The organism is Allotabrizicola aquatica (SeqCode), assembly GCF_965194375.1.
In the GTDB taxonomy this organism is placed as follows: domain Bacteria; phylum Pseudomonadota; class Alphaproteobacteria; order Rhodobacterales; family Rhodobacteraceae; genus Tabrizicola_A; species Tabrizicola_A aquatica.
The window spans coordinates 1-12,601 of record NZ_CBDAEL010000008.1 but is presented as its reverse complement, the minus strand read 5'-3'; the positions used below and the strand labels follow the sequence as shown (position 1 = coordinate 12,601).

At 58.0% G+C, this 12,601-nt stretch carries 9 protein-coding genes and 2 pseudogenes; 2 read left to right on the top strand and 9 right to left on the bottom strand.

Going from position 1 to position 12,601, the window contains the following annotated elements:
* Position 1: 1 nt before the first annotated feature.
* The gene (locus tag AC72UB_RS10735; protein ID WP_505189776.1) at positions 2-3,010 is read right to left on the bottom strand and encodes a hypothetical protein; all 3,009 of its coding nucleotides are present in this window, start codon (positions 3,008-3,010) and stop codon (positions 2-4) included.
* Between the two features lie 258 nt (positions 3,011-3,268).
* Here AC72UB_RS10735 and AC72UB_RS10730 point away from each other — a divergent pair, with 258 nt between their 5' ends.
* Positions 3,269-3,967, top strand: coding sequence for an SIMPL domain-containing protein (locus tag AC72UB_RS10730; RefSeq protein ID WP_505189775.1), 699 nt, complete (start codon positions 3,269-3,271; stop codon positions 3,965-3,967).
* 53 nt (positions 3,968-4,020) lie between these two features.
* Here the strand turns inward: AC72UB_RS10730 and AC72UB_RS10725 are convergent, their stop codons facing one another.
* The 6 genes and pseudogenes from AC72UB_RS10725 to AC72UB_RS10700 all read right to left on the bottom strand — a co-directional run bounded on the left by AC72UB_RS10725 (position 4,021) and on the right by AC72UB_RS10700 (position 7,994).
* A complete protein-coding gene (locus tag AC72UB_RS10725) occupies positions 4,021-5,310 on the bottom strand; it encodes an O-acetylhomoserine aminocarboxypropyltransferase/cysteine synthase family protein (RefSeq protein WP_463289063.1) in 1,290 nt (429 codons plus the stop codon).
* A 118-nt stretch (positions 5,311-5,428) separates the two neighbouring features.
* The gene (locus AC72UB_RS10720; RefSeq protein ID WP_505189774.1) at positions 5,429-6,271 is read right to left on the bottom strand and encodes a calcium-binding protein; all 843 of its coding nucleotides are present in this window, start codon (positions 6,269-6,271) and stop codon (positions 5,429-5,431) included.
* Positions 6,272-6,592: 321 nt separating this feature from the next.
* The gene (locus AC72UB_RS10715) at positions 6,593-7,075 is read right to left on the bottom strand and encodes a recombinase family protein (protein WP_505189773.1); all 483 of its coding nucleotides are present in this window, start codon (positions 7,073-7,075) and stop codon (positions 6,593-6,595) included.
* Positions 6,997-7,419 (bottom strand): annotated as a pseudogene (locus AC72UB_RS10710) (DDE-type integrase/transposase/recombinase); the annotation flags it as partial. The pseudogene AC72UB_RS10710 and the gene AC72UB_RS10715, both read right to left, overlap by 79 nt.
* A gap of 18 nt (positions 7,420-7,437) precedes the next feature.
* Positions 7,438-7,575: pseudogene (locus AC72UB_RS10705) on the bottom strand (IS3 family transposase); the annotation flags it as partial.
* 125 nt (positions 7,576-7,700) lie between these two features.
* A complete protein-coding gene (locus AC72UB_RS10700; RefSeq protein WP_505189772.1) occupies positions 7,701-7,994 on the bottom strand; it encodes a transposase in 294 nt (97 codons plus the stop codon).
* A 550-nt stretch (positions 7,995-8,544) separates the two neighbouring features.
* On the opposite strand from AC72UB_RS10700, the gene AC72UB_RS10695 reads away from it, so the two are divergent.
* The gene (locus tag AC72UB_RS10695) at positions 8,545-11,361 is read left to right on the top strand and encodes a calcium-binding protein (RefSeq protein ID WP_505189771.1); all 2,817 of its coding nucleotides are present in this window, start codon (positions 8,545-8,547) and stop codon (positions 11,359-11,361) included.
* A 278-nt stretch (positions 11,362-11,639) separates the two neighbouring features.
* Here the strand turns inward: AC72UB_RS10695 and AC72UB_RS10690 are convergent, their stop codons facing one another.
* Positions 11,640-12,254 carry a tyrosine-type recombinase/integrase gene (locus AC72UB_RS10690; RefSeq protein ID WP_505189848.1) on the bottom strand — a complete coding sequence of 205 codons (615 nt, stop codon included), beginning with the start codon at positions 12,252-12,254 and terminating at the stop codon, positions 11,640-11,642.
* 13 nt (positions 12,255-12,267) lie between these two features.
* The coding region (locus AC72UB_RS10685) for a transposase (protein WP_505189770.1) at positions 12,268-12,601 on the bottom strand (334 nt) is incomplete at its 5' end.

Sequence of the window (12,601 nt, the reverse complement as noted above, 5' to 3'; positions counted from 1 at the left end):
CTTAGCCTTTCGGCAAAGCCAGGGTCACAAGCCGTGAGCCTTTTTGATAGCGCACTTCGGTGGCGGTGATGGCCTGGATCTTCCCACCATCAATCCTGTCGCCGACCTTGACCTTCTTGTAGCGGCCATTGGTGTTGCGGATCATCGCATAGCGTTGGGAGGGCGTGCCATAAACGCCGATCAAGGCGGTCTTGTCCAAAGCCAAGGCATTGCGGAAAGTGGCTTGCTTGGCGACTGATGCGCTGGCGGTGCCGCGCGCGGATGCGCCGTCAGGCTCGGGCTCTTCGTAGATGTCCAGTTCGCCATCGCGGCCGCGCGCTGCGGTGCTGTCTTCTGAGCTTTCTGCCTCGGGCGCCGGGTCAGCTGGACGGGCTGAGGCAACCTGTTCTTCTTGCGAGTCCGGTGTCGGCTCAGGCGCACGAATTGCGGCGGCAACAGCGGCTTCGACAGCGCGGCTCAGGTCCTGCGGGCGGGGCTGGGGCTTGCGGCTGATCGCGACGGCAAGGGGACTTCCATTGGCGACGGCCGCGGCCGCTTGCTCGGCACTTGCGGCTTGTCCCATCGCATAAATGCTGCCCGAGTTTGCAGCCGAAGCTTTGGCACGTGCAGCTTCCCCGACGGCGAGAACCGCCTCCGGCCGCGCCAAGGGGCGCAGGCCTGCGAGGCGGCTGTCGGCGACGGGGGGCATGGCGGCGTCATCCAGAGGCACCGCGTCGGTCGCGCCGGGCTCTGCCGTGGGTGCGCTGGCTGGTGGCGTCAGCCCTGCGGGGCGCGCCTTGGGCCGAAAACCAGCCAAGGCCGGGTCAGAGACAACGGCAGAACCTTCCTCTGGCGCTGCCAAATCGGTGGGCGAAGGCGGGGTCAGGCCCGCGGGCCGTGCCTCGGGCAAGCGGGGCGGCTTGCCTGCGATAAGCAAAACGCCCTCGGGAGTGACAATCCCCTCGGGCGTCGGAACGACAAGGCCGTTCGCGTCGAACTGAAAGACCGTCCCAAAAGGCGGCGGCGGCGCTTGGGCATTGGGCAGCGGGTCACCTTGGGCCGAGACGGCGGCCAAATCTGTGGCTGCGGGTGTCACGGGCGCGATGTCTTTGGCGGCCAGATAGATTTCGTCGCCGCTGGCTGAGCCGGGATTGGTCTGTGCGCTGTTCAGTGTCCCGGCGTCGGTCTGCGCTGCCGCAGCCGTCTCGGGGGCGGCGCTTTGCGGGTCTGGGGTCGCTGCTTCCGCAGCCTGCTCAGAGGTCTGCCCAGCGGCCAGCGCGGGGGCCGTCTCGGCCGGCTGGGCCTCATCCGGGGCAGGCAATGCTGCCTCCAACTCCTCATCGGTCAACAAGTCTGGATCCTGACCGTCGGCCAGCATCTCGTCCTCGATCTCAGGAACGGCGGCTGTCTGGGCCGTGGTGGCGAGTTCGGTGGTTTCGGCGTCATTCGACCGGAACGCCAGACTGGTGGACCACGCCGCAATCACGGCCAGCGCCAAGAGCAAGAGCCCTGTCAGGATCAGCCCCAAATGACGCGGCTTGCCGCGTGCGGCGATGGGGCGGGCGCCAAACTTGCGGCCCAAGCCCTTTGTCGCGTCGGTCGCAGCGGCCATGGCGTTGGCCGTCGCGCTGGGTGCCGCTGCGGTTGGCCGGGTTACCGTGGCTTCGACCGGTTTCTTGCGCGTTCCGGGAATTCCGGGTGCCGTGACAAAGGCCCCCAGACTGCGCAGGCCCTTACTTTCCTTGGGCACAGCCGGGCGCGCGGCAGTGGGACGGTTCAGGGTCGGTCGCTCCACCTTGGGCGGCGGGGCGGCGATCAGCGGCCGCGCGGCGGTTGGGCGGTCAACGGTCGGCTTTGGCGGAGCGGCCTGCGGCTTGGCGGTCAGCGACGGATCGGCAGACGCCCGGCGGCTGGCAAAGCCAAGCGTGGCGCTGAAGCTCGAAGGGGGGGGCGTGGTGTCCAGCGCCGCCTCTGGCGCGCCCTTGGCCCGATCTACCTTGGCGTCCTCGGTCTCATCGACCTCGACATCGAGGGCCATCGGGGCTTCGTCGGTGTCTGGCGGCACGGGGTCAAGCGGGTCGCTCCCGGCGGGTGGCGGCGCGGCGCCGATGTCTGCGTCCAAAGCCGCCGCGGCGCTGTCCAATGTCGCGACTTCGGGTGTGACGGCGGGGTCGGCATCAGCCATGCTGCGGAACACGGCTGAGGGCGCGGGTTCGTCATCGGCCAAACCGAACAGCGACGGCACGCGCACCGGGCTTTGGGTCGCAGGGCTGTCAACCGGGTCGGGCTCGGTGGCTTGCAGGTTGTTGGGAGGGGAACCGACATCGTCCACCAGAGCCTCTGGGCCCGCTTCCGCGACGGTTGCGGCAGCGTCCACTTCAAGCGGCGCGGCCGGGGTCGTTTCAAGCTCAGGAACGGCCTCATCCGATGCGCCGGTCGCCGCTGTCGGCACGTCCACCGTTGCCGCTTCGGCTTCAACGCCACTTGCGCGCTCAATGATCACGGTGCGCTTTGCGTCCCGCTCGACGGTCTTACCTGCGGACAATATCGTCGCCGCCTGACCGGTCGGGCCGAAAAATGCCTCGCCTGCGTAGCCCTTCGCAGGAGCCGCGGCAAAAGACACCGGGTTGAATCGGTGCTCGGTCGCAAAGCTTTCGGCCTCGTCCAGCGTCTCGCGCGCCACCACGGCCACACGCACGTCGCCGTCCACGAGTTCCCAGTCAAAGACCAGATCCTCAACCGCATAGGGCGTCCGGCCTTCCAGCGCCGTGCGGATCTGGGCCAATCGGCTGGCTTCATCCGGGCCGGGCGCATCGACGGTGGTCACCAGCAACTGCTCATCCGGCAGGATCAGCTTGGTCGCAAGCCCGCGCGGGCTGAGACCCAGCGCTGTCGCCCTCAGATAAGACAGCGCTTCGGGAAGGTCAGGCGCATCGAGGGTGACACGACCAACCAGAAGCCAGCCCCCTGATGAGCGGTGCAAAAGGGCAATGGCATCATTGCGGAAGTCGAGGGCAAAAGCTGGTTTCATTCCACGCATCTAGCATAAGGGACTGTCGCGCAAAAACTGCACGCGCGCATTGTGCACTTCCTACAGCAGGTTTTTGCCGAATGAAAGAAAAGCCGGACCTTTTGCCCGGCGCTGAGCGGCCCTTGGCGCGCTTTTTTCGCATGAGGTCCCGCGACTTGTGGGGGGAGGCCCTTCGGCGAAATTCCCCCTTGGGCGCGGGTTGTGGCTTGGCTTGCGGAGGGACACCTATAGAATTGCGATCCAACGGAGGTTTTTCCCATGCGCGCATTTTCATATTTGCTGGTTTCGGCGGTCCTCGCCGTGCCATTTTCTCTGTCCGCAGCACTTCCGGCATTCGCCGAAGGCACGATCACGGTGACGGGCGAGGCAAGCATTCCCGCAACGCCCGACATGGCCACTGTGTCCTTGGGCGTGACCACGGAAGGCAAGACTGCCGCCGAGGCGATGTCGGCCAATTCTGAGGCTTTGGCAGGCGTAATCGCACGGCTCAAAGCTGCAGGCATTGCCGAGCAGGATCTGCAAACGACCAGCCTGTCGCTGAACCCCAATTGGGTTGGGTATGACGCGGGTCAGACACCGACGATCTCCAACTATATCGCCATGAACATGCTGAATGTTCGGGTGCGCGATCTTGCCGCTTTGGGCGGAGTGCTGGATGCCTCAATCGCGGATGGGGCCAATACCTTGAACGGCATCACCTTTGAGCTGGCCAGCCCGCGCCCAGTTCTGGATGAGGCGCGCAAGGCCGCCGTGGCGGATGCCGCGGCCAAAGCCGCGCTTTATGCCACTGCCGCTGGGGTGAGTTTGGGCAAGGTGATCGCGATCAGCGAGCAGCAAAACTACGGGGGGCCGATGCCGGTGTTCATGGAGGCCAAGGCCGCCTCGCCGGTGCCGGTGGCGACGGGGCAGATCGCGATGCAGACCTCGGTGTCGATCACTTATCAGATCGCCGAATAAGGCGTTGATATACGTAGAAAAAGGGCCGCCTCCAAAGAGGCGGCCCTTTGGCATTACTTTGTGGCGGCGGTCATCGCTTGATCAAGGTCTGCGATGATATCCTCGACGTTCTCAATCCCAATCGACAGGCGCACCACATTCGGCGGCGCACCGGCGGCCACCTGCTGGGCTTCGGAAAGCTGGCGGTGGGTGGTCGAGGCCGAATGGATGATCAGGCTGCGCGTGTCGCCAAGGTTCGCGACATGGCTGAACAGTTTCACATTGTCGATCAGCTTGACGCAGGCGTCATAGCCGCCCTTCAGCGCAAAGGTGAAGAGGGCCCCAGCCCCCTTCGGGACGATCTTCTTGGCCCGCTTGTTGTAGGGGCTGGATTTCAGCCCGGCATAGGTCACGTATTCAACACGCGGGTCTTTCTCGAGCCATTCGGCGACCTTTTGGGCATTGGCTACGTGACGCTCCATCCGCAGACCCAGCGTCTCAATCCCCATCAACGTGTAATGCGCGCCTTGGGGGTTCATCGTCATGCCCAAATCGCGCAGGCCGATGGCGATGGAGTGGAAGGTGAACGCCATGCCGCCCAAGGTGGGGTGGAAGGTCAGGCCATGATAGGCCGGTTCCGGTTGGCTGAGGCTCGGGAACTTGTCGTTCTGCGACCAGTTAAACTTGCCCGAATCCACCACGATGCCGCCGGTTACGGTGCCGTTACCGGTCAGGTATTTGGTGGCGGAATGCACGACCAGCGTCGCACCCAGCTCAATGGGGCGGCACAGGAATGGCGTGGCGGTGGTGTTGTCGACGATCAGGGGAATGCCCTTCTTGTCGGCGATCTTGGCCAAGGCCGGAATGTCGGTGACATAGCCGCCGGGGTTGGCGATTGTTTCGCAGAAAATCGCGCGGGTGTTTTTGTCGACGGCCTTCGACACCGCGCCCAGATCGTCGGTGTCCACAAACTTGGCCGACCAGCCAAAGCGCTTGATCGTCTGGCTGAACTGCGTGATGGTTCCGCCGTAAAGTCTTGAGGATGCGACGATATTCTTACCCGGCCCCATCAGCGGGAACAGCGCCATGATCTGCGCGGCATGGCCCGAGGAGCAGGCAATCGCACCCGCGCCGCCTTCAAGCGCGCAAACCCGGTTGGCCAGCGCCGACACCGTGGGGTTCGTCAGGCGCGAATAGATGTAGCCAACCTCTTGCAGGTTAAACAGCTTCGCCGCGTGATCGGCATCGCGGAACACATAAGCGGTGGTCTGGTAGATTGGCACCTGCCGCGCGCCAGTAGCCGGATCGGGGGCCGTGGCGGCATGAATGGCCAAGGTGTCAAAGCCCATCGGTCTGTCAGTCATGATGAAATCTCCCCTTTTGCGGCAAGAAGCCTAGGGCAGGGGCGGCGCGCTGTGAAGGGCTGAATATGCGAAAGGGCCGCCCCGGCTGGCGCGGCCCCTTGCCCGTTTTCCCCGGTGCTTACGAAATGATGCCGCCAAAGGGCGAGAACACGTCAACCGAAGCCGCGGTCAGCGCGATGCCGTCGTTCAGATCGGCGACCAGAATGGCCTGATGCTTGGTGCCGTTGCCGTCGCGGTCAAACCAGAGCGTGGCGTCGGTGGTGCGGAAGATCAGGCGGTCATGCGCATCGGCGGCCGTATTGCTGCTGCTGGAATGGAACTGCGCCGGATCCAGCCCGCCAAAATAGTTGCCAAGCCCCAGCGCACGGGCATCAAAGCGCAAGAAATCCTCGCCCACTGTGAAATCGGTGATCTGGTCGCGGAAATCACCTTGGGCGTTGAACACAAAGATATCTGCCCCTGCGCCGCCGGTCAGGATATCGCCGCCGGTACCGCCCACCAGCACATCCTGCCCACCATTGCCAAACAGCCGGTCTGAACCGTTGTTGCCATAGAGCGTGTTGTCCGCCGCATCGCCCCGGATGACATCGGCCTTGGTGCCGCCCTGCACGATTTCGATGTTGGCATAGCTGTCGCCCAAGGCGGGCAGCCCCCGGTTGTTCGCGCCGACGGCCAGATCGACCACCAGTGCCACGGTCGCGGCCGAGAAATCCAGCGTATCGACGCCAAAGCCGCCATCAACGCTGTCGGCGTTATTGCCCAACTCAAAGCGGTCATTGCCGTCACCGCCATGGATCAGGCCGACAACAGACCCGCCCAGCCCGACATAAACATCATCACCGCCATTCAGACGCACATCCCCAATGAAGGTGCCCGAATTGGTCAGAAGGTCGGTCGCGGCGCCGCCAAAGAAGGCGGCGTTGGGTGATTCGATTGTCCCCGAATTGGTGAAATCCAGCACCCCAATGCCGAATTTGTCCCAAATTGGAAATAGTTACAATAAACCTAGAAAAAAAGGAATTTTTGCAGCCATAGAAGAGAAGTAACCCACACATATTACCCATACACATAGTCCCCCGATGCTATCGTTTTCCAGCTACAGAAAAGGCAGAGAGCAGAGAAAAAATCACAGCCTCTGAACCAGACGGTGTGGTCGCTACACCAGAGTCTTGGCCCTTCATGCCGCCCAAAGCGGATTGAAAATTTTGTCTCGGATATGAGTAGGGCAACCAGCGGTAAGTGAATCCTCCACCAGCTTTTCCAAGGACCCCAAGGCTGCTAGTCATCCGTTCAGCGTACGATGGACGGTCATTCGGCTGATCCCCATCGCTTCTGCGATCTTGTAGGTTGAAAGCCCTTGGTCTCGCAGAGCAAGGATGCGGTCCTTGTTTATGGTAGGCTTACGACCCTTGTACACGCCTTTGGCCTTAGCCTTATCAATGCCTTCACGCTGGCGCTGCTTGATGATTGAGCGTTCAAACTCTGCTACGGCACCAAGGATGCTCAGATATAGCTTTGACGCACCGTCTGTGCCTTCCGGAGGAAACGTCAGATTATCCTTCAGGAACTGTATGCTGACGCCCTTGCCGTTCAACTGAGAGACAATGGACAGAAGGTCCTGAAGGTTTCTGGCAAGCCTGTCGATGCTATGGACAACAACCAAATCCCCTTCGCGGACCCAGCCGATCATGTCCAGAAGCGCAGGCCGATCAGACGCTGATGCACCAGATAGCTTTTCCTCAAACACCTTCTCGATATCACCCAAGTCTTGGCGGTCAAGCGATTGGTCAATGCTGCTAACGCGACGATACCCAACAACAGCCATGATGGCCCCCTTGCCCAGATAGTAACTCTTGCTTCTAGAGATATCTGATTCGTGGTCACTTTGCAACGGAAAAAGGCCAAATAGAAGTCGGCTTCCAGCGTGTTGGATATCCGCCAGGCCAGCACCTTGCGGGTATACCAGTCCATGATGGCGACCAGATAGAGGAAGCCACGGCGCATCGGGATGTAGGTGATGTCAGCACACCAGACCTGATTGGGCCGCTCCACCCGTAGCCCGCCCAGCAGATAGGGGTAGGTCTTGTGGCCCTTCGCTGGTCGGCTGGTATCAGGCTTCTGGTAGATCGGCATCAAGCGCATAAGCCGCATCAGTCGACGAATGCGCTTGGAGTTCACGACATGCCCATCGTTCCGCAAGTGCCATGTCATCTGCTGGACCCCATAAAACGGCGTCTCGAGGAACTGCTTGTCGATCTTCACCATGAGGTCGAGGTTCATGGCCGTCTCGCCCATCAGTTCGTAGTAAAACGACGACCGCGAGATCGACAGCAGGCGGCACTGCGCCCCGGCCGACAGACTTGGGTGGTTCTTGTCAATCATCCCGCGCCTCACTTGCCGATCCAAGGCTTGAGCTTTCGTGACAAAAAATCGTTGGCCACAGCCAGCTCCCCGATCTTTGCATGCAGCGACCGCACCGTGTCCTCGTCGATCTCGGGCGCTCTCTTGCCGCCCCGCTCGAAGATCTCCGCCGCGCCGTCCAACAGAGCCTTTTTCCACTGATGGATCATCGTCGGATGCACACCATATTCGGCTGCCAGCTCCGACACTGTGCGCTCGCCTTTCAGCGCCTCTAACGCAACACGCGCCTTGAACGCCGCGTCATGGTTCCTGCGCTTCTTCATGTTCTGATCTCCTCGTTCTTGGAGACCAGCAGACGTCAGATCGTAGCTTCCGTCACTGTCCGATTTTCGGGGAGTAGCTCAGTGCGACTTCCTTGACCTGTGTAGCCACGACAACAACCGACGAAGCAAACAGGCTAACCAATGCAAGCGATCTGAGGCCCATGTCCGTCCCTATCATCTGCGCGCTATGGGAAAGGTTGGCTGGGGCGCTAGGATGCCTTGAAGGGTCATGAGGTGGTGGAGGAAAAGCGAAACAAAACGGTGCTTAGAGCCTTTCTCTGGTCATGACGTCGACCTCGGTCGTGCAGCTGAACACTTTTCGCAATCTCAACGAATAGCGGCAAAAAGATTTATTGCTCTTCACAAAAAGACAATTTATATCTCCTTTGAGAAAAATCTGATTGAAATACCGGAAAGCAGATTGCTATGACAGAAACAAAAGAATTGACCCTAAATCTGGATGGCTACGCTCTTTACGAGGTTCTTTCAGGTAAGGCGGGTTTCAGAACTCGCGGGTTAAACTGGAATTCAGTGACCTGAGGAGGTTTCGATGGCAACGATCAATGGCACTGACGAAGATGATCGTGAAGATCAGGCACTGAGCGGCACCGTCGATAGTGATCTCTACCAGGGTCTTTCCGGCGATGATTGGTTCTATGTTGGTCTTGGAGACGATAGTATTCAGGGTGGCCAAGGATTTGATGTCGTAATTTACGAATGGGGCACCTTCGACTGGGTTAAGATTAACCTAACCAATATCAGCAGATACGGGTTGGCAGCGCAAACGGTCTTAAAATCCAACGGCCAGATCGACGAACTTTCATCGATCGAGGGCATTCATGGCACCGAAGGTATTGACCTCATCCTTTTGTCTGGTGGCGGTTACACCTTCGATGGTGGCGGTGACGATCTCATCTACGTATATGATGATTCTTCGGTCTACCTCGGACTTGGTAATGACCGAGTTATCGGTAGTGGATCTGCCTGGCTATACCTAGATAATCCTGCAGCCCCATATTCCGAAAACGGTGTGACAATCGCGTTCAGTAAGAACGGGGCGGGCCGTATCTTTGACGACAATGCAGGTACGGTGGATGCTTTCCGCGGTATATATGCCGTTTCGGGTACATTCTTGAATGACCGCGTTTTTGGTGCGTCCGGAAATGACCGAGTTCATGGATTAGGTGGTAGCGATTTCCTCTCTGGTGGCGCTGGAGCCGATTGGCTTGACGGAGGTGACGGTGACGACACTCTGGAAGGCGGATCGGGTGAAAATGTTTTGCTTGGTGGTGAGGGCGACGACACTTACATTTTTTCGTATGACGGTATGACCCAGATCGTGGATGCGTCGGGTTTGAATGTCCTTAGCATAGAAGGAACAAGCGATACTTTTTTCAAAGAACTTGTGCTGGATGGAGATTCTCTGATTCTGCGCAGTACGAATGGATTCGAATTGATCTATGAAGATATTTCCGGACTAGTGGGAATCAATTGGGTTCCACCATTCGATCAATTTGATGAGTATTTCATCGCAATTGAGGATCTTTATATCGGGACTAGTGAAGATGATGATCTGATTTCTCTTTCGCCGGGTTATTCAGAAATCTATGGTGGAGGTGGTAACGATCGTCTTAATGCCGAAAATGGTGGCGCTTGGATGACAGGTGACGGCGGGAATGACACGCTGAATGGCGGTGAGGGTAATGATGGCCTACATGGTGATTTTCGTGCCGATGATCACGGCGATGACGTTCTAGTTGGGAATGGCGGTAATGACCGTCTGCATGGTGAAGATGGTAATGACTCGCTTGACGGTGGATCTGGCGATGACTTTCTCTATGGCGGATGGGGCAATGATACCATAAATGACGGCACAGGAACGGATCAGATTGATGGTGGTGATGGAGTGGATACATTCCAACGTAACTTGTCAGATGAATATGAAGATTATTCCTTTGTTCCTGTAGTTAATCTCGCTTTGGGAAGGATGTATGCTGTTGGCTACGAGGATGACTTTGACACAATAATTAACATTGAGAACGTAGTTCTTACTGGAAGATTTAATTATATAGTTTTGGGGGACGGTGCAAATAACACGCTGAGCAGTGGTCAGGGAAGCGACACTTTGAATGGTGGGACCGGTGCAGATACTCTGATTGGGGGCGCGGGCAATGACACCTACGTCACTGATGGGGGTGACACGATCACCGAAGTGGCCAATGCCGGAACCGATACCGTCCAGTCATCTGCAACCATAACGCTTGGGCAACACATCGAGAATTTGACGCTGACGGACAGTGCTGAAATCAATGGGACGGGCAACACTGGCTCGAACATCTTGACGGGCAACTCGGCTGCCAACAGCATATCTGGGGGCGGCGGCGATGACACAATCATTGGTGGGGCGGGCAATGACACGCTGGATGGCGGAACCGGTAATGATAGCATGTCAGGTGGAGCGAATAACGACACCTACGTCGTGGATAGTTCCTCTGATGTTGTTGTTGAAGCGGCATCAGCAGGTACTGATCTCGTTCAATCTTCAGCGGCTAGCTACACCTTAACAGTCAACGTCGAAAACCTGACCCTAACGGGTAGTGCTGCGATCAATGGCACCGGAAATTCCGGCAATAACATTTTGACCGGCAACTCTGCTGCAAACAGCATTTCTGGCGGCGGTGGCAACGATACGATCATCGGTGGTGGTGGTAACGACACGCTTGAAGGTGCCGCAGGTAATGACAGCCTAACAGGTGGAGACGGCATTGATACGGCGTCTTACAACGGCTCTGCCGCCGCTGTTACGGTCAATTTGTCACTGACTTCGGCTCAAAACACCGTCGGCGCTGGAACTGATACTCTCACAACAACCGAAAATCTTGTTGGGTCTGCCCACAACGACACGCTGACAGGTAATGCCAATGCGAACAACCTCAGTGGCGGTTCCGGCAACGACAGGCTGACAGGTGGCGCGGGCAACGACAGTCTGATTGGAGGTGCGGGCAATGACACACTCAACGGTGACGCTGGAAATGATGCGTTCATTTTCAACAACGTGCAAGAATCTGGCACAACAGCAGACGCTTCAGACGTGATCACCGACTTTGTGAGGGGGCAGGACAAGATCGATCTGAGTGCCATCGATGCCTTTGCTTCGACATCAGCCAATGACACGTTTATCTGGCGCGGTACTGCGAACTTCAGTAGCAACACACAAGGTGAAGTAAGATTCCAGAGGTTTGATCTTGCCGGAACCGCTAATGACCACACGATGATCTGGATCGATAATGATGCTGACACTGGTGTTGAGATGGCGATCCGGTTGACGGGGCTTTACAATCTAACAGCGTCGGATTTCGTTCTATAGGGCAGGATCAACTGGCCTTCAGCATTGAAGCAAAAGGGACAGCAAGAGAATCTGGAACGGTCATCAACCATAGGCTCTTGGGCTGGGCTTTCCTGTTGGTTCGACGGGCTTGGTGACATTGGATGCTGTCAACGAGGCACATGTCCAATCATCAATAGGGGCGTCCTTGGAGGCCCAAAAGAAGGCGCTGGAGCATCAACTGCGCTTGTGGCTAGTCCAAGATTGGAAAACGATAGGTGGGCCTCTGGCGGCCTTCCTGCAGCCTTAATGAGCATATGCTACCACTTGAGGACATAGATGACCCCCCTGAGTGTCTCTAGGTTAGCACCACCAGAATAAAGGCCGTATGTCATCGTCTTTAGTTTGTGGCCCAGTATCCTTGCAGCCATGACTTCAGGTATTCCAGCACTTTCAAACTGTGTGGCCACACCCTTCCTGAACGAGTGAAAGACATGTTCCCTACCATAGCCAAGGGAAGTCTTTAGCCTGCCAAATAAGCCACCTAGGCTATCTGATCTGTCCTTGTGTCGGTTCTCTGTCAGTCCAGACATGATGAAGCCATCTGTTGATGTAGCTGCAAGGTGTTTTAGCAGTCCAAAGATGTCATCGTGGATGGGTACTTTCCTGTTTCCTGCTTGGGTTTTGGCATTTCTGACAGTGAAGAAGCCTTCTCGTAGGTTCACATCTTCCACTCTGAGGCTACAGATTTCCTCAATCCGACAGCCAGTGTAGGCACCCAACTGAATAAGGTTGTGTAGGGATTTCCCCCTTTTCCGCTTCATCTGAACACCAGCCAACAGCTTGTGATAGTCTTTAGGCTCGAAATGCTGCCTTTTGGACTGAAGCGTACCGCCAGTGTCGCTGTAGTGAGCTACTCCCCAACTCTTGGACAGCTTTCCGGGTTGTTTAAGCTACTGCCTGCACCTGCTGATCGGTTTCAATGCGGTTAAAGTAGACCACGGCGGGCGGTTGGCCGCCATGGGCAGTGTGAGGGCGTTGGTGGTTGTAGAAGGTGATCCAGCGCCCGATGCCGACCCGTGCCTGCGATCCGGTTTCCCAGGCGTGCAGATAGACGCATTCATACTTCAGGGACCGCCACAGGCGCTCGATGAAGATGTTGTCGATGCAGCGCCCTTTGCCGTCCATAGAGATCCGGGTGCCAACCCGTTTCAGCCTGTCAGTCCAGACGAAGGACGTGAACTGGCTGCCCTGATCCGTGTTCATGATCTCGGGCGGGCCG

Bases quoted from the DNA above. Each gene is read 5' to 3' on its own strand.
- AC72UB_RS10725 (WP_463289063.1), bottom strand. From the start codon at position 5,310: ATGACTGACAGACCGATGGGCTTTGACACCTTGGCCATTCATGCCGCC.
- AC72UB_RS10730 (WP_505189775.1), top strand. From the start codon at position 3,269: ATGCGCGCATTTTCATATTTGCTGGTTTCGGCGGTCCTCGCCGTGCCA.
- AC72UB_RS10735 (WP_505189776.1), bottom strand. From the start codon at position 3,010: ATGAAACCAGCTTTTGCCCTCGACTTCCGCAATGATGCCATTGCCCTT.
- AC72UB_RS10695 (WP_505189771.1), top strand. From the start codon at position 8,545: ATGGCAACGATCAATGGCACTGACGAAGATGATCGTGAAGATCAGGCA.
- AC72UB_RS10700 (WP_505189772.1), bottom strand. From the start codon at position 7,994: ATGAAGAAGCGCAGGAACCATGACGCGGCGTTCAAGGCGCGTGTTGCG.